Annotated in this window: 17 protein-coding genes and 1 pseudogene; 15 read left to right on the top strand and 3 right to left on the bottom strand. The window is 36.2% G+C overall.

Annotated elements, in window-relative coordinates; translation table 11 throughout:
- Nucleotides 1-190: 190 nt before the first annotated feature.
- Nucleotides 191-925 (bottom strand): MIP/aquaporin family protein, encoded by a 735-nt coding sequence (locus EVI01_RS05770; RefSeq protein WP_010750748.1) that lies wholly within the window; start codon nucleotides 923-925, stop codon nucleotides 191-193.
- Between the two features lie 313 nt (nucleotides 926-1,238).
- Here EVI01_RS05770 and EVI01_RS05765 point away from each other — a divergent pair, with 313 nt between their 5' ends.
- The 6 genes from EVI01_RS05765 (at nucleotide 1,239) to EVI01_RS05740 (ending at nucleotide 5,455) form a co-directional block, all read left to right on the top strand.
- Nucleotides 1,239-1,658, top strand: a complete 420-nt coding sequence (locus EVI01_RS05765) for a CidA/LrgA family protein (protein ID WP_010750747.1) — start codon at nucleotides 1,239-1,241, stop codon at nucleotides 1,656-1,658.
- Complete coding sequence (locus EVI01_RS05760) at nucleotides 1,651-2,352, top strand: LrgB family protein (protein ID WP_010750746.1); 702 nt, start codon at nucleotides 1,651-1,653, stop codon at nucleotides 2,350-2,352. The genes EVI01_RS05765 and EVI01_RS05760 overlap by 8 nt, the downstream gene beginning before the upstream one ends.
- Before the next feature lie 63 nt (nucleotides 2,353-2,415).
- Nucleotides 2,416-3,939: a helix-turn-helix domain-containing protein gene (locus EVI01_RS05755; protein ID WP_010750745.1), complete on the top strand. Its 1,524-nt coding sequence runs from the start codon at nucleotides 2,416-2,418 to the stop codon at nucleotides 3,937-3,939.
- A complete protein-coding gene (locus tag EVI01_RS05750) occupies nucleotides 3,936-4,157 on the top strand; it encodes a DUF2829 domain-containing protein (protein ID WP_010750744.1) in 222 nt (73 codons plus the stop codon). The genes EVI01_RS05755 and EVI01_RS05750 overlap by 4 nt, the downstream gene beginning before the upstream one ends.
- Nucleotides 4,154-4,915 carry a 3-oxoacyl-ACP reductase gene (locus EVI01_RS05745; protein ID WP_010750743.1) on the top strand — a complete coding sequence of 254 codons (762 nt, stop codon included), beginning with the start codon at nucleotides 4,154-4,156 and terminating at the stop codon, nucleotides 4,913-4,915. The genes EVI01_RS05750 and EVI01_RS05745 overlap by 4 nt, the downstream gene beginning before the upstream one ends.
- Nucleotides 4,916-5,146: 231 nt before the next feature.
- Nucleotides 5,147-5,455 (top strand): hypothetical protein, encoded by a 309-nt coding sequence (locus tag EVI01_RS05740; protein ID WP_010750742.1) that lies wholly within the window; start codon nucleotides 5,147-5,149, stop codon nucleotides 5,453-5,455.
- Nucleotides 5,456-5,470: 15 nt separating this feature from the next.
- On the opposite strand, the gene EVI01_RS05735 is transcribed toward EVI01_RS05740, so the two are convergent.
- Nucleotides 5,471-6,019, bottom strand: a complete 549-nt coding sequence (locus EVI01_RS05735) for a biotin transporter BioY (protein WP_010750741.1) — start codon at nucleotides 6,017-6,019, stop codon at nucleotides 5,471-5,473.
- A 318-nt stretch (nucleotides 6,020-6,337) separates the two neighbouring features.
- On the opposite strand from EVI01_RS05735, the gene EVI01_RS05730 reads away from it, so the two are divergent.
- The gene (locus EVI01_RS05730) at nucleotides 6,338-7,342 is read left to right on the top strand and encodes a peptidylprolyl isomerase (protein WP_010750740.1); all 1,005 of its coding nucleotides are present in this window, start codon (nucleotides 6,338-6,340) and stop codon (nucleotides 7,340-7,342) included.
- A gap of 349 nt (nucleotides 7,343-7,691) precedes the next feature.
- Here the strand turns inward: EVI01_RS05730 and rpsD are convergent, their stop codons facing one another.
- On the bottom strand, nucleotides 7,692-8,303 hold the full coding sequence (rpsD, locus tag EVI01_RS05720) for a 30S ribosomal protein S4 (RefSeq protein ID WP_010750739.1): 612 nt from the start codon (nucleotides 8,301-8,303) through the stop codon (nucleotides 7,692-7,694).
- 324 nt (nucleotides 8,304-8,627) lie between these two features.
- On the opposite strand from rpsD, the gene EVI01_RS05715 reads away from it, so the two are divergent.
- The 8 genes and pseudogenes from EVI01_RS05715 to EVI01_RS05680 all read left to right on the top strand — a co-directional run bounded on the left by EVI01_RS05715 (nucleotide 8,628) and on the right by EVI01_RS05680 (nucleotide 17,599).
- A complete protein-coding gene (locus EVI01_RS05715) occupies nucleotides 8,628-9,425 on the top strand; it encodes a formate/nitrite transporter family protein (protein WP_010750738.1) in 798 nt (265 codons plus the stop codon).
- A 34-nt stretch (nucleotides 9,426-9,459) separates the two neighbouring features.
- Nucleotides 9,460-10,095: a DNA alkylation repair protein gene (locus EVI01_RS05710; protein ID WP_010750737.1), complete on the top strand. Its 636-nt coding sequence runs from the start codon at nucleotides 9,460-9,462 to the stop codon at nucleotides 10,093-10,095.
- Between the two features lie 20 nt (nucleotides 10,096-10,115).
- Nucleotides 10,116-10,889 (top strand): Cof-type HAD-IIB family hydrolase, encoded by a 774-nt coding sequence (locus EVI01_RS05705; protein WP_010750736.1) that lies wholly within the window; start codon nucleotides 10,116-10,118, stop codon nucleotides 10,887-10,889.
- Between the two features lie 184 nt (nucleotides 10,890-11,073).
- Complete coding sequence (locus tag EVI01_RS05700; protein WP_010750735.1) at nucleotides 11,074-11,871, top strand: TIGR00282 family metallophosphoesterase; 798 nt, start codon at nucleotides 11,074-11,076, stop codon at nucleotides 11,869-11,871.
- A 15-nt stretch (nucleotides 11,872-11,886) separates the two neighbouring features.
- Nucleotides 11,887-12,260, top strand: a pseudogene (locus EVI01_RS05695) (YlbF family regulator).
- Nucleotides 12,244-14,859 (top strand): DNA mismatch repair protein MutS, encoded by a 2,616-nt coding sequence (mutS, locus tag EVI01_RS05690; RefSeq protein WP_010750733.1) that lies wholly within the window; start codon nucleotides 12,244-12,246, stop codon nucleotides 14,857-14,859. The pseudogene EVI01_RS05695 and the gene mutS overlap by 17 nt, the downstream one beginning before the upstream one ends.
- 45 nt (nucleotides 14,860-14,904) lie before the next feature.
- Entirely contained in the window at nucleotides 14,905-17,004 is a 2,100-nt protein-coding gene (gene mutL / locus EVI01_RS05685; RefSeq protein WP_010750732.1) for a DNA mismatch repair endonuclease MutL, read from the top strand.
- Between the two features lie 37 nt (nucleotides 17,005-17,041).
- Nucleotides 17,042-17,599 carry a Maf family protein gene (locus EVI01_RS05680; RefSeq protein WP_010750731.1) on the top strand — a complete coding sequence of 186 codons (558 nt, stop codon included), beginning with the start codon at nucleotides 17,042-17,044 and terminating at the stop codon, nucleotides 17,597-17,599.
- Nucleotides 17,600-17,776: the final 177 nt, after the last annotated feature.

Genomic DNA, 17,776 nt, shown 5'->3' with positions numbered 1-17,776 from the left:
ATCGAATAAATAGCGTTCAGTATTACTTCTATGGCATTAAGACCATGTTTTTCGCAACCTTATATTTATGTTTTAATTGTAACTGATCTTATGTGCATACTATTTATTCAGTTAATAGCTACAGTTATCTTATAAAAAAACAGCCAATGAAATGACGATTAACCGTCATCTCATTGGCTGTTTGTCTAAATTAAGCCATAAATAAGAATTTGTATACGAATACCGCAACGATACCGGCACAGATTGGAGCAACAACTGGTACCCATGCATATTCCCATTGTGAAGATCCTTTATGTTTCAAAGGAAGGATTGCATGTAACAGACGTGGACCAAAGTCACGTGCTGGGTTTAGTCCTGGACCTGTAGGACCGCCTAGTGAAGCAACTAATGTCCAAACAAGAAAACCAAGGGCTAAATGAGCTGTTCCAAGATTGTCTTGGAAAAATGGTGCTTTAGTAATACCTAGTGCGCCAAAGAATAAGACGAATGAACCGAAGAATTCATTGACAAAACCGTTGAATTTAGAACCAACACTATTGATTGTTGAGAACGTACCTAATACGTGGTTTACGTCTTCTGTTTGATCGTAATAAGGTTTGTAACAAGCAACAACAATTAATTGTCCGATGATTGCACCAATTAATTGAGCAGCAATATAAGGCAAAACTTCCGCCCATGGGAATAAACCATTAGAAGCAAGTGCAATCGTGAATGCAGGATTAATGTGGTTTCCGCTAATTCCACCAAAGATCATTGCTGGTATCATAACACCACAACCATATCCCACAGCGATAAGCATCCAGTCACTTCCATAACCTTTTGTACCTTTTAAATCTACGTTTGCTACAGCGCCATTACCAAGAACGATTAATAAAGCTGTACCGATCATTTCCGCCACTAGACGGGTCATAAGTGAATAATCCATATATACCTCCAAAAATTATAAAAATGCAAAAAAAAAGAAACGTCGACACAATTGGTGTAGTGTTTCGCTTCTGTTATTTTCATTGGTCATAAATAAGTGCAGACAAAAAATGATTTCTATGTATAAAAGAAATCTGACCAACTTCCAAAACAATATTTGAAACTTTTCCATAAAACACCAATCTTAAGTATAAATATACCAAAAAAAAATAAGTATTTTTTTCAAAAAATGTTTGTTAGAAACAACATGTTTTGAAAATTTCAGAAAAAGTTTGTTAGTAAAATGAAAACTAGACGTAAGGAGTGTTTATTGAATGAAATTTTTTCAAGAATTTTTTATCATCCTTTTATTTTCTGTTTTAGGCGAGGGCACACGAGTATTGGCTCATTTACCTATCCCAGGAAGTATTCTCGGTATTTTATTTTTATTTCTTGCTTTTGAAATGCGTATAATTAAACCTGAAAATTTAGGGAAAACAGGTGATTTTTTATTAAATAATTTAACGATTTTGTTTGTCCCGGCAGGTGTCGGGTTACTTGATTATTTTGCAGATATTGCAGTCATTTGGCCGATTTTACTAGGTGCAGTAGTGATTTGCTCAATTGTTACGATGGTGGTTGTAGGAAAAACTGCTGAGGGTGTTGAGAAATTTTTGCGGTATGTCCGTCTTAAACAAACGACTAAAGTACGGACAATTCAAGAAGTAGAAAGAAAGGGGCAACAAATTGACTGAATTATTTCGTAATCCATTATTTGGTTTAAGTTTGACAATAGGTGTTTACGTGCTGTCTGATAAATTTTTACGTAAATACAAATGGCCAATTATCAATCCGCTTGTTTTATCTATTTTGGTCATTATTTTCTTTCTTCATTTTTCTGGTATTAGTTATCAAGAGTATAATGTAGGAGGTAGTTTTTTGACGATGTTGATCACGCCTGCCACCGTGGCATTGGCTATTCCATTGTATAAAAATTTTCATTTGTTAAAAGAAAATGTTTTTCCAGTAGTGCTAGCAATTGTAGCGGGAATCGTGGCAAATTGTCTGGTAAGTGTAGGAATCGGCTATTTATTTACATTAAAAAAAGAGATGGTGATTTCTTTATTACCAAAATCAGTGACTACAGCAATTTCAGTGGATCTTTCTCATACGATGGGTGGGATCAACGCTGTGACGTTAGCTATTGTAGTTTCTACAGGTATTTTTGGTTCATTGATTGCTGCACACGTTTTTCGTTTATTTAAGATTAATAGCCCGATTGCCAAGGGAGTGGCTTTAGGCAGTACATCTCATGCGATTGGTACAGCGAAAGCTATTGAAATGGGAGAGATTGAAGGGATTGTTTCGGGATTAGCTATTTGTGTAAATGGCCTGCTGACTGTTTTTTTATTACCATGGATATTTCAACCTTTTGCTGGTCTGTTTTGATGTGGATCAACGGAATTTATGCTACAATGAAAAAAACGTTCTAGCATAAAGGAGTGGTGAAAGTTGTATTTGTCATCAAAATATTTAAAGCAATTTGATAAAGACCTCTATTATAAGATTCTCCTGCTGGAAAGTTTTGAAGATGGTGAATGGCATACAGCTGCACAATTAGCGCAACTTGTAAAAATAGATGCAAGAAGTGTGGCGAAATATTTAAATGAACTGTCAAAAAATTATCAACATTTTAGCGAGAATAGGCAGTCTTTGTTTATTAAAACCCCTCGATTTGGCTATCATTTTTATGACACGCTTGATTCCATCGAACATGAGCGTTTTTTGATTTATCTCGTGCAAAACACGCTGAAATACCAGCTATTGCACGATATTTTTTTTGAAGAATTTCATACGATGTATCAATTTGCACAAAAAAAGTATATCAGTGAGTCGACCGCTCATCGTAAGATTAATGAATGGAAACAACAATTAAAAAATTATGGTATTTCTTTACAACGAGGAACCTATATCGCCCAAGGAGAAGAAGAAATTATCCGACTTTATCTACACATGACTTTTTGGCAGTTGTTTCGCGGGAAAGTTTGGCCCTTTGAAACGATTTCGCAATTAGATGTGAAAAATATTGCAGAACAGATGATGGCTTTTTTTAATGTTCGATTAAATGAAATCAAAAAAAGAAGATTAGAGTATATGTTAGGTGCATTCTTCTTACGTAAATCACAGAAACATTATGTGGTTTTAAATGAACGAAAGCGCCACTTGATTACTGATAACCCTTTATTTCAAAAGTTTTGTCGCTGGATGCAGCCAGTATTTCCCAATTATTTCCAAAATGAAGATGAATTGGGGGCACTATTTTTGGTATTAATGACACGAGAAGAGTATTATACGGATAAAAAAGTCAGAAAAAGTATCTTCTCTTTTCACCAATTGAGTCAATCACCTCCTTATACTGCTCTTTCTGAAGCAAAAAAGGCTTTGAAAGTTTATCAAGTAAAGCAAGGATTAGTAGAGGAGCCTTTAACTGACGAAGCTGAAAATTATTTGTTTAGTAGCCATTTATTTGCGTATCTTTTTCCTGAGGCTAAGGAAACGATTGACGGGAACGACAGCGATTTTATGAATCATTTAGTCATTGAAAATGAGGAATTAAAGCATTGGCTTGACTTGTTTTTTGAGATGGAACAATCAGTTCACCATCCTGCATTTCAAAATACCTCTTTTTTGATGGGGAGATATTTAACTGTTTTAAAAACGATGGGTGCTTTTACCCCACAATTGCCAAAAGTAAAGATTCTTTTGATGACCGATTTTCCCTTATTTGAAGAACAACTTTTAGTAGAAGGGTTGCAGCGCTTTTTCCGTAATGATTACCAGTTGGTGTTTTTACCCACAGATTATCGTGGAAGAGAAGTGGATCTCTTACTTTCAACAAGTAAAGTCCATCGTAAGCCTTGGTCTGATTTAGAATATTTTATTGTCACGGGAGAATTGCAGTTAACCGATTATATTGAACTTTATACCAGAATCAAATCGATTCAAACAAGCAAAGGAAAGGAAGAGAAAAAATGACATTTGAGGAAATTTTACCAGAATTAAAAAAAGGAGCGAAAGTACTTCGTAAAGGTTGGAGCGGTTTTGAACTTTATGTCGTACTTGTTAATGGAGAAGAATTTGAAGGATCTCCTGTTACTCCTTACTTTTTAATCAAAACAAGTGATGAAGGTTTTTCTAGTTTTGCTCCAACAGTCTGTGACATTCTAGCGGAAGATTGGATCATCGTTGAATGAAAAATAGATACCATGATTTAGCAAGACAAGTGGTGTTTGTCACTGGAGCTGCATCAGGGATCGGTGAAGCACAAGCCAAAGCTTTTTTAGAACAAGGAGCCTTTGTCTTTGGTTTGGATCACCAATTAAGAACAATGGCAGAACTTTCTAAGCAATATCCAGAAAACTTTGCGTATTTTTTAGGGGATGTGACTGAGAAAGAACAATTAATGAAAGCCATCAAACAATGTCATGATCAATTTGGAAAAGTGACGATTTTACTGAATACAGCAGGGGTATTGGATGACTATAAACCCCTATTAGAAACAAATGATCAGTTATGGGATCGTATTTTTGAAGTAAATGTGAAAAGCATGTACCGATTAACGCATTTGATTCTGCCTGATATGCTTAAACAAAAATCTGGCACTATCATTAATATGGCTTCAATTGCAGGGCTCGTAGCTGGTGGCGGTGGTATTGCTTATACGAGTGCGAAGCATGCCATCATTGGTTTTACAAAACAGTTGGCTTTAGATTATGCAGCTCAAGGCATTCGTATTAAGGGGATTGCACCAGGAGCAATTCAGACGCCGATGAATGTGGCAGATTTTGCAGGAAATGGCGAAATGGCAGAATGGGTAGCAAATGAAACTCCTGTTAAACGTTGGGCACGACCAGAAGAAGTAGCAGAGTTGACCTTATTTTTAGCTACTCCTCAAGCCAGTTATATTCAAGGATCAATTGTCCCTATAGACGGAGGTTGGCTCTTGAAATAATGGATTTGTCGAGTGGAGCTCTAGGCTATCTCTATGCTCAAAAAATAAGAAAGCTACTTTTTTTATTGATGTGTTAAACTAGAACTTATTTCTTTTAGCGAAATTATTTTTTAAATTTGGTCTAAACTTTGTTTAGACCAAATTTTTTTTTGCAAAATTATAGAACTGAATCAAGGCAGTTTGTATGGTTTAAGGGTACTATAAAAATTTTGTAAAGAAGGAGAATAATTGATGGATAACTTAAAGCCAACAACGTCAAAAATAGAAACTCAGCATGTAATGTCTATAGAAAAGCGACCGAATCATTTTATAGAATTAGATATAATGGGCATAAACGAGACAAAAAAGATATTAGGGAATAGCTACTATCAAAATGAATCAGAGCATTATTTTGAGATATTAGCGATGACCTTGGGATTAGTGGTAAGTGGAAATTTTGCTCTGCTGAACACGGTACAAAAAATCCTCAACTATTTGTATCTGAAAAAGACAAAAACGTGGCACTCCGTCGTTTTACATAAAAGAGAAAAAGTTCAATAGTTACTCTTTCTCTAGTTATTCCTTTATACGAAAAGAACGAAAATGTGACAAACGTTTTTTCAAGAACATACCTATCGAAGCGGCAGCAATGGATTTAATTGCTTCCGGGAAAATAAAAGGGAGAAAGCCACTTAAAAATGCCGTATAAAGAGAAAGTCCACTACTGATCATCAACCAAAGCATGCCACAACATAATGCGGCTATTGAACCAACTAGGTTGGCGGACAGTACTATAGGATAGCGTGATCCTACTTTTTCCATAATCGAACCAATCAACCAAGTTTGTACGATAAAACCTATGAGGTAGCCACCAGTAGGGCCAAATAATACACCAATTCCTCCAGTCATTCCAGAAAAAACGGGTAATCCAATAAGACCTAGCAACAAATAAATGAATACGGAGACTGTCCCCGTTCTTTTACCAAGAAAAGTAGCTGTCAACCCGATAGCGAAGGTCTGTCCAGTTAAAGGAATTAAACCTAATGGGAAAGTAAACTGCGAAAGTACAGCAATAATAGCAGCAAATTCTGCTGCAAGAATTAATTCTTTGAGTGATTTTGTCATAGTTCCTCCTAGTTCGTTAACTCATTATTTTTTAAGGGTTAACGGAATTGTAAAGGAAAAACTGATTTTTGTAAAGAAGGGTGGTTAAAATAAAGAGAGAAAATTAGTTTAATTTAAACGAGAATTTCCGATATAACAAAATAAGAAAAGTTCAATCATAAATTCAATCATTTTGGTGGATCATTTTTTTTATATTCTATGACAAAAGTGTAAGTATAAGACAATAGGGAAACGTGGTACTGTATAAGTGATCAAAGATCATCATTATTTGATCTTTTCTAAATAAAATAACAATATTTCTGGAGGAGATAGCTAAAAATGAAGAAAATTGTTTCAATGTTCATCCTTATCATAGGTACTATTACGTTATCTGCTTGTACGTCAAATTCTATGGAGCAATCAGCGATTACGTTTAAAGGAGGGAAGTTTACAGAACAAGATATTTTCAATAAAATCAAAAAATCAAACGATTCAAAGTCAATCTTACAATCGATGATTGTTAATAAAGTATTCGTTGACAAATATGGAAGCAAAGTAACAGACAAAGAAATTGATGAACAATACAAACAAACAAAAGAACAATTAGGAGATTCTTTTGATTCACAATTGCAAGCAGCTGGAATGACAAAAGAAACCTTGAAAGAACGTATAAAAGAAAATTTAGCTTATGACAAAGGGTTAAAAGCACATGTAAAAATAACTGATGCGGATCTAAAAACAGCTTGGAAGAGTTTTCATCCTGAGGTACAAGTACAAATGATCAAATTAAGTGATGAAAAAGAAGCAAAAGATGTAAAGGAAAAAGCGGACAAAGGCGAAGATTTTTCTAAATTAGTAAAAGAAAAATCAACAGATGAGGCATCAAAAAAAGCAGATGGAAAAGTAAAATTTGATTCACAAACAACGACTATTCCCACAGAAGTGAAGGAGGCTGCTTTTAAATTAAAAGGTAATGGGATCTCCGATGTTATCTCTAGTATTAATTCTACTAGTTATGCTTATGATTATTATGTAGTGAAAATGATTAAGAACCAATCTAAGGGTGATAACTTAGAAAAGTATAAAAAGGAGCTAAAAGAAATTGCTACGCAAACACAAATGAATAACAATGAATTTATAAATAAAACAATTGACGAAGAATTAAAAGCCGCGAATGTGAAAATAAAAGATAAAGATTTAACTGATGTTTTACAGGCTTATCAGACAACTGATTCAAGTAAGACCAAAGCAAGCGATACAAAAACAACTGACACCAAGACAAGTAAAACTAAATTAAGCGATACAAAAGTAAGTGACACAAAAACGACGAACTCTTCAAAGTGATAAAATTTCCCAGTTAAAAAGGAGAATTGACTAGTAAGAAGAGTGTATTCTGTGTCTAGTCACCTAAGTTAAGCTGAGACCGATGTGTTTATCCCTTATTGTTGAGGAGCTACTAATTGAATGCTGTAAATGCCATTTATACAAGTTTGGAGTTTGGAATAAAAGTATCCTTTACTTTTTATCCCAAGCTCTTTTTTGTTTTGCATTCAAAAAATTTTGGACAAGAAAAAAGATAGGAACAACCATTCTTTTAGGGAACGATTTGAAAGAATAGTTGAAATAAAAGTAGGAAAAATAAAAAGCCCAACTATCAAATAGATAGCGGGCTCGTAAACCAAAACTTTTGAAATTATAGGCTTTGGTTGTAGTATTCAACGACAAGAGCTTCGTCGATTTCTGGATATAGTTCGTCACGTTCTGGTAAACGAGTTAATGAACCTTCCAATTTTTCAGCATCAAAGCTTACAAATGCAGGACGGCCAACAGTTGCTTCTACAGCATCTTTCACTGTTACCATGTTTTGTGATTTTTCACGAACTGAGATCACTTGACCAACTTCAACGTGGTATGAAGGGATATCAACGCGTTTGCCATCAACCATAATATGACCATGGTTAACTAATTGACGAGCTTGACGACGAGTAGTTGCAAGACCTAAACGATAAACAACATTGTCTAAACGTTGTTCTAGTAAGATCATGAAGTTAACCCCGTGTTTACCTTCTTTGATTTTGCTAGCTTTAACGAACAAGTTACGGAATTGACGTTCATTCATTCCGTACATGTGACGTAGTTTTTGTTTTTCAGTTAATTGCATACCGTATTCTGATTGTTTGCCACGGCTGTTTGGTCCATGTTGACCTGGAGCGTAAGGGCGACGTGCTAATTCTTTCCCTGTGCCTGATAAAGAAATACCTAGACGACGAGAAATTTTCCATGATGGTCCTGTATAACGAGACATTAAAATTTCCTCCAATAAAATAAATTTAGTTTTTGGAGTAAAATAATCCGATGAAAAATTCATAATCGTGTAGTTCATTCTTCAATCTTCACCTTTGCAGCCGCGGTTACGCAATTGAACCCGAATCGGGGCAATGAACTAGGGACGTATTATTATTTTTCTGCTGCATTATTTTACACAAACTTCAGTATAATGGAAGTGAAGGTAAAATGTCAAGAGCGCAAGTGTTTAAAAACGCTTTACAAACCAAGTATCTCTCTATAAAATAAGAGGGCATTGTCAAAAAATGTAAAAACATTGAACAAATCTTAAAGGAGAAAAGAGATGAACCCAGTATCACCATTATTTGGAAAAATTGACGCATCAGTTGAAAAGAAAGTGGACTTGATTGACAATAGTTGGACACGCTATGCTTTACGTGCTACGCTTGCGTGTTTGTTTTTGACATTAGGCACAGCGGTAGCATTTGCCATTGCTATTAAAGGGGAAAGCATTGCCCACGGTTTTGGAAAAATACTTTATGCCTTTATGTTTAGTTGGTCATTAGTAATGATTTTATATATGAATGCAGAATTAGGTACATCAAATATGCTTTACATGACGGTGGGTGTTTACCGTAAACGTTTAAAAATTTCAAAAGCGACTAAGATATTAGGTACCTGTCTTTTGTTTAATTTAATAGGTGGATTATTATTTGGTGGGTTGATTTCTGCTACTACCCCATTTCAAAATCTAACATTAGACAATTATATGATGGAGGCTATTACCGCTAAATTAACCAAATCAACAACCACCATTTTAATTGAAGCTATTTTTGCCAATATTGTGGTGAATACAGCTGTTTTAATCAGTATGCGTATGAAAGATGATGCGGGGAAAGTATTAACAATCGTGTTTATTATTTTTATTTTTGCATTTTTAGGCTATGAACACGTGATCGCCAATTTTCCTGCCTTTACCTTAACTTTTTTTGCGTCTAATGGGCAAATGGATGCCATGACGTTAGGTAATATCGGACATAACTTATTGTTTGCCTTGATTGGAAATTATATTGGGGGTGGTTTAATCATGGGATTAGGCTACGCTTGGTTAAATCAATCAAAATCTGCTTATGTTGATTGATTTTTTTGCTGGAACTTTTTAAGGAGGAAAAACAGTGGAATATTTGATTTTTCCAAAAAATGAAGAAAAAGCGCATCAAATGGCTGCATATATGAAAAATCAATTTTCATTTGCTGGTATGCCTAAACCAGAACGCTGGGAATGGCAAAAAGCGATGCTGTTAAAAAGTAAAAAAATGCCTCTTTCAGAACTTCTTTTTATAACCTCTTTTTATTATGAAAAATCAGAACGAGAGTATCAGTATTTAGCCATTGATTTGATTCAACAAAATATTAAAAGACTAACTTTAAATGAGTTGGTTCACCTAATGTCTTTGGTACAAGAAAAAGAATGGTGGGATACGATTGATGCTTGGCGGAAAGTTTATAGTACTTGGTGTAAACTGCATATGGATCAATTAGAAACGGTTTCCCTTCTATTTGAAAAGCAAGAGGATTTTTGGTTGCGCAGAATAGCTATTACCTTACAGTTAGGATTTAAAGAAGAGACAAATGTCCAGCTACTAGAAAGAGTGATCCTAGAAGATCAGTCAACTAAGGAATTTTTTATTGAAAAAGCGATAGGCTGGGCATTACGTGATTACAGTAAAACAAACGCTGTGTGGGTAAAAGAACAATTGACAAGAAAATGGCATGCTTTGACAATCAGAGAAGCAAGCAAGTATCTATAAGAAAGAGAGACGACTAAAAAATGAAGCGCAAATTATTTGCATTTGATATTGATGGAACACTGCTAAATACAAATAAACAAGCATTAGACAGTACAAGAGAAGCATTAGACAAATTACGTAAAGCGGGACACCTCGTAACGATTGCAACTGGACGTAGTCGGTTTCATGCGCAAGAAGTGATTCGAGATTTAGCATTTACAAATTATATTTTGTGTAATGGTGCGGCAGGCTTTTTAGATCATGAACAAGTTTACAAAAATCTTCTTGATCGTGAACAACTAGATCATTTTGTAAAAGAAGCGCAAGAAAAAAATGTCGACACTGCTTTTGTGAGCTTAGATAACATCAAACGTTTTTCTTCTAATCATGTTCATGTAATGGAGGAAGCCATGCATTCTTTCGGTGCCGTTTTACCTGAATTAGATCAATATTTTGTTGAAGAACAAGATATCTACCAAGCACTTGCTTTTTTTGATCAAAGTTATGATCAACAATTTGCTAATTATGATAAAATTCGCTTTGTGCGTTGGCATGAAAATAGTGTAGACGTTGTGCCTCATGATGGTTCGAAAGCTGCGACGATTTTACATTTAGCAGAACAAGTAGGGATTGCGCAAGAAGATATTATCAGTTTTGGTGATGGACAAAATGACCGAGAAATGCTCCGTATGTCAGGAATTGGCGTGGCAATGGGAAATGCTGTGCCTGAAGTGCAAGCAGAAGCAAATATGGTGACTGATACCAATGATCAAGATGGAATTTGGAAAGCGTTAAAAGAACTTTCTGTTATCTAATATGTGGCATGTTCCACTATCTAAAAATAAAAAAGTAGAAACTAGCGAGAGAATGATTTCAGCTAGTTTTTTTCTTTGTTAAAAATGGCAAAAGCGAAAAGAAGAAAGGGATTTTTCAGCTCTTTTCTTTCTACAAAAAAACAACTATAATATAGAATGACGTTAAAAGAGAAGAGGAAAATGTGTGCGGGTTTTATTTATTGGTGATGTAGTAGGTTCAATGGGAAGAGAAATGATTACAGAATACCTTCCTCGTTTAAAAAAGAAGTATCGACCACAAGTAACGATTGTGAATGGGGAAAATGCAGCTTCCGGAAGAGGGATCACTGAAAAGATTTATAAAAAATTTTTACAAGATGGCGTAGATGTTGTAACGATGGGAAACCATACATGGGATAATCGTGACATTTTTGAATTTATTGATCAAGCGAAAAAAATGGTTCGTCCTGCCAATTTTCCAGAAGGAACTCCTGGGCAAGGAATGGTATTTGTGAAAGTCAATCAAGTAGAACTTGCCGTGATCAATATGCAAGCACGTTCATTTATGGTCGATCTAGATGATCCATTTCGTAAGATGAATCAACTGATTGAAGAAGCTAAAAAAAGAACGCCGATTATTTTCGTAGATTTTCATGGAGAAACTACCAGTGAAAAACAAGCAATGGGTTGGTTTTTAGATGGCAAAGCTTCGGCTGTTATTGGCACGCATACCCATGTACAAACAAATGATGCGCGTATTCTGCCACAAGGTACGGCTTATTTAACAGATGTTGGAATGACTGGTCCATATGATGGGATTTTGGGGATGCGCCGAGAGCCAGTTATCGAAAAATTTTTAACGGCCTTACCAACACGTTTTGAAGTCGTCGAAAAGGGACGTAGTATGCTTAGTGGTTGTCTCCTAGAACTTGATGATATGACTGGTAAAGCGAAAGAGATCCAGTTAATCCAGATTAATAACGATCAGCCATTTTTAGAATAGAAAGTGAGAGACTTTGTGCAAAAAGAACCAAGTATTCAAAGAGAAGTAGCAAAGCTAGCCCAATTTTTAAGTGAACATGAAACGATCATTCGATACAAGGAACTGGAACAAAAAATTCAAAACAATCACTATTTAACCCAGTTGACAGAAGCGATCAAAACAGCCCAAAAAAATGCGGTAAATTTTGCGCATTATGGGAAAAAAACGCAGAAAAAGAAGCGATTAGCCGCATCGATCAGTTAACCAAAATGTTTGACCAGCAACCCATCGTTGTCGCTTATCGAAAACAATTGAGTGAAGCAAATGATCTTTTGCAACATTTAACTAGTATGTTGCAAGACGAAATTAATGAATGGATAGAGGAGGAAGACCATGCCTCAAAAAACTAAGAATACTCCAATGATGGAACAATACTTAAGCATCAAGGAACAATACCAAGATGCTTTTTTGTTCTATCGTCTAGGTGACTTTTATGAATTGTTTTACGAAGATGCGATTAACGCATCTCAAATTTTAGAATTAACGTTAACTAGCCGAAACCGAAATGCAGAAGAACCTATTCCAATGTGTGGCGTCCCTCATCATGCCGCCCAAGGGTACATTGATGTATTGATTGAAAAAGGATATAAGGTGGCTATTTGTGAACAGGTAGAAGACCCTAAGACAACTAAAGGAATGGTCAAACGAGAAGTGATTCAATTAGTCACTCCTGGAACGGTTATGGATAGTAAAGGGCTTTCGGCGAAAGACAATAACTTTTTGACAGCTATTGTTAGTCAAGGAAATGAGTTTGGTTTTGCTTATGTGGATTTAAGCACAGGGGAGCTAAAAACCGCCCATCTATTTGATGAAGAAGCAGTGTTAAATGAAACCTCTGCTCTCCAAACGAAAGAGATCGTCTTAGGAAATGAAATCAGCGAAAAGCTCTCTGAGCAGCTAAGTAATCGTTTAGGATTAGTTTTTTCAAAACAAGAAACAAGCGAAGCGAATGCAGAGTTCAATTTTTTAACTAGCGAACTAACTGATGACCTTGAAAAAGAAGTCGTCGGAAAATTACTAACCTATTTAGCAGTGACCCAAAAAAGAAGCCTAGCACATATTCAAAAAGCAGTAGAATATCAACCAGACCATTTCTTGAAAATGGATTACTACTCAAAGTTTAATCTAGAGCTAAGTCAATCGATTCGTACCGGTAAGAAAAATGGCACACTTCTATGGTTGTTGGACGAGACGAAAACAGCGATGGGAGGGCGGTTGCTTAAACAATGGCTTGATCGTCCGTTGATTCAACTTAAGCAAATTAACGAACGTCAAGAAATGGTTGCTTCACTTTTAGCAAGTTATTTTGAACGACTTGATCTGCAAAGTGCATTGACGAAAGTGTATGATTTAGAGCGATTGGCAGGACGAGTAGCCTTTGGAAATGTCAATGGTCGAGATTTGATCCAATTAAAAACCTCTTTGGAACAAGTACCGATGATCCGCCAATTGATCGAAGGAATTGATCAAGGACAATGGACAAAACTGCTAGAAGAGATGCAGCCAATGGATCAACTGGTTCATTTAATTGATCAAGCGATTCAAGAAGCTCCGCCATTACAAATTACGGAAGGCAATATCATTAAAGATGGATTTAATGAACAACTGGATGCTTACCGTTCGGCGATGAAAAATGGGAAACAATGGTTAGCAGAGTTAGAAACAAAAGAACGTCAAAGCACAGGCATTAAAAACTTAAAAATTGGTTTTAATCGAGTTTTTGGTTATTATATTGAGATCACTAAAGCGAATCTTGCAAATGCTACATTAGAAAAATATGAACGTAAGCAAACATTGGCGAACGCAGAACGTTTTATTACCCCCGAATTAAAAAAATTGGAAACACAAATCCTAGAAGCAGAAGAAAAATCTGTAGACTTGGAATATCAGCTATTCTTGGCAGTGAGAGAAGAAGTAAAAAAAGCCATTCAACCTTTACAAATATTAGCCAAGTCAATCAGCACGGTGGATGTGTTGCAAAGTTTTGCTACCATCAGTGAACGTTATCAATATGTTCGGCCTGAAATGGTCACAGACCAACATCGACTACTCATTCAAGAAGGACGGCATCCTGTCGTTGAAAAAGTTTTAGGACATCAAGAATACATTCCTAATAGCGTAGAAATGGCAGAAGATGAAATGATCTTACTGATCACTGGACCGAATATGTCAGGTAAAAGTACGTATATGCGCCAACTTGCATTGACGGTCTTAATGGCTCAAATGGGCTGTTTTGTCCCTGCACAAAAAGCAATCTTACCAGTGTTTGATCGTATATTTACAAGAATTGGTGCAAGTGATGATTTAATCGCTGGTCAGAGTACTTTCATGGTGGAAATGATGGAAGCAAATCAAGCATTGCGCCATGCGACACCAAATAGCTTAATTCTCTTTGATGAATTAGGACGAGGGACAGCAACTTATGATGGTATGGCACTGGCACAAGCGATTATTGAATACATCCACCAACATGTGCAGGCCAAAACATTGTTTTCAACCCATTATCACGAACTAACAGTGCTTGAAGAAGAATTACCGCAATTAAAAAATATCCACGTAGGTGCGGTAGAAAAAGATGGTGAAGTAGTATTCTTGCATAAAATGATGGATGGACCAGCTGATAAAAGTTATGGGATTCATGTTGCTAAGATTGCAGGCTTACCTTCTCAATTGTTAGAAAGAGCTTCAAAAATTTTGCAGATATTAGAAGCCGGAGCAGTGTCCCATCATTCAGCCGCTGTTGAAAGAGCACAAGTAAAAGCAGAACCCCAATCAGCAGATGAAAAAATGGTGGATAGTCATCAAGAAGAAACACAACAATTATCGTTATTCAACGAATTAAGTGAGGCAGAGATGTCTGTCATCTCATCGTTAAAACAAATGAATTTGTTAGAAATGACACCAATGGATGCGTTAAATCAGCTATATGAATTGAAAAAGCAGTTGTAGCATTGGCATAACAGATAAATGACATAGGAAGAAGGCGTTAAAACGATGGCAAAAATCCAAGAATTATCAGAACGTTTAGCAAACCAGATCGCAGCCGGGGAAGTCGTCGAACGTCCTGCGTCAGTGGTAAAAGAGCTTGTTGAAAATGCGATTGATGCTGGGAGTAGCCAAATCGACATTTTAGTTGAAGAGGCGGGATTAAAAACCATTCAAGTGATTGATAACGGAGAAGGCATTCTGGAAGAAGATGTTCAAAACGCCTTTAAACGTCATGCCACAAGTAAAATTCATAACCGAGATGATCTTTTTCGTATTCGGACACTAGGTTTTCGTGGGGAGGCACTACCAAGTATCGCTTCTGTGTCTGAAATGACCGTCGAAACAGCCAATCAGGAAGAAAAGAAAGGAACGTATTTATCACTCAAAGGAGGAGAGGTCGTGGAGCATCGTCCAGCTCCTTTGCGTCAAGGAACAAAAATTACGGTCAGCAATCTTTTCTTTAATACACCAGCTCGTTTGAAATACGTCAAAACATTGCACACAGAGTTAGCAAATATCGGGGACATCGTGAATCGTTTAGCATTAAGTCACCCAACGATTGCTTTTCGCTTGGTCCATGATGGCAATAAAATGTTAGCCACTTCTGGAAACGGGGATTTAAAACAAACGATTGCCGGCATTTATGGTCTAAGTACCGCAAAAAAAATGTTGAAAATCGAAGCCAAAGACTTAGATTTTGAAGTGTTTGGTTACATCTCTTTGCCAGAAGTGACACGCGCTAGTCGAAACTATTTATCAACAATCATCAATGGTCGCTTTATCAAAAACTTCTCGTTAAACAAAGCGATTGTTGCAGGATATGCTTCTAAATTAATGGTTGGACGCTTCCCGATTGCTGTTTTAGAGATTAAAATGGATCCGCTTCTAGTGGATGTCAATGTTCATCCAACCAAACAAGAAGTGCGCTTATCAAAGGAACAGGAGTTAACCGAACTAATTATCCAAGCGATTCAAACGGCTCTTATGCAAGAAAATTTGATTCCAAGTGCAGCTGATAATTTGAGGTTCAAGAAAAAAGTGCCGGATCAGCCTAAAGCCGAACAAATCGAAATTGATTTGTCTTATGCTTTTGAGGAAGAAAAACCAAAAGCACCTCAAAGTCTAAATTTTGACCAAGAAACAGGCACCTTTTATGTAAAGGAAGAAAAAGCAAAACTTGTGAATGGAATTGTTGATAAGTCTGTGGAAAATGTTGAAAACAATTCGATTTTTTCTGAAGAAACACCGAATTATCCAGAAAATAAACGAAAAACAGTGGATAAACCTGGTGAAACTGTTGATAACTATGTAGAAAACCCCGTGGATAAGTATGAAAATGAGTTATCCACTGTTGATGATTCAACGAATGAAGAAAAACGAAAAGTGGAAGAAACAGCTACATCAGCCAACGTCTATGAGAAAGATCTGGTGTTACATCCAGAATTTGATCTGTTACAAAATGGTCGAGCATTAGATCAAGCCATCCAAAAATTAGAAACAGAAAAAACAACCCAACGTTTTCCACAATTAGAATATTTTGGGCAAATGCATGGTACGTATTTATTTGCTCAAAGTAATGAAGGGTTGTATATCATTGATCAACATGCGGCACAAGAACGGATCAAATACGAATATTTCCGTGAAAAAATCGGCGAAGTTTCCGATGATCTTCAGGAACTACTGATTCCCTTCGTATTAGATTATCCGAATAGTGATGCTTTAAAATTAAAAGAACAAAAGACATTACTTGAAGAAGCAGGCATTCATTTAGAAGAATTTGGTCAAAATAGCTTTATCGTAAGGGCGCATCCTACTTGGTATCCACATGGCGAGGAAGAAGCAATTATTCGTGAGATGATAGATATGTTACTAACGACAGGAAGCGTAAGTGTCAAGAAGTTTAGAGAAGCTACTGCGATCATGATGAGTTGCAAACGTTCGATTAAAGCAAATCACTACTTAAATGAAGCACAAGCACGTGTGTTATTGCAAGATTTAGCTCAGTGTGAGAATCCGTTTAATTGTCCACATGGCAGACCAGTGTTGATCCATTTTACCAATTCCGACATGGAAAGAATGTTCAAACGAATTCAAGATCCACATTAAGAATAGAGATGTGGTGAATAAGAGGAGAAGAAAATAAATGAAGGTTGTTTTGGCTTCGCAATCTCCCAGAAGAAAAGAATTGTTGGGAAGATTGCTCCCTGAGTTTGAGATTCACCCGGCAGATATTGATGAAACGCCATTTGATGAAGAAGATCCTAAGAAGTACGTTCAGCGTATGGCAGCAGAAAAAGCAGCGATAGTCAAAAAACGCTATAAACCAGATGTATTAGTGATTGCTAGTGACACCACTGTTGTTTTTGAGCAGGAAATCTTAGGGAAACCTGTAGATGAAAAAGAAGCAAAAGCCATGCTACAAAAACTTAGTGGAGCAACACATGAGGTCTACACCGCAGTCATGTTGACGAAGGGTACTCATGAAGAAGCTCTCTTGACCCAAGCCTCAGTAACCTTCTATCCCTTGACTGATGTGGATATCGAAACTTATCTAGCTACGGGGGATTATGCCGATAAAGCGGGAGCCTATGGTATCCAAAGTTTCGCAGGAGCATTTGTGAAAGCAATTAAAGGAGATTATTATAGTATTGTGGGATTTCCAATTGGTGCTGTTTATCAAGCATTGAAAAAAATAAAATAAAAAACATACTATACTAAGATGAGAGGAGAAATTTATCGACACATGAATTTCTTCTCTATTTTCTTTTTTTATGTTTGTAGTCGCGAGTGAGAGGAAGACCGACCATTGCTTTATGGTCTTCTAGTTCTTACAAAAAACGTTCTCTTTCATTGGCATTTTAGAATTTAGTTTAAGCAT

The sequence above is a fragment of the Enterococcus villorum genome, from assembly GCF_007990225.1.
Lineage (GTDB): Bacteria > Bacillota > Bacilli > Lactobacillales > Enterococcaceae > Enterococcus_B > Enterococcus_B villorum.
Note: the sequence above shows the minus strand (reverse complement) of the source record. Positions and strands in the feature narration are given on the sequence as shown.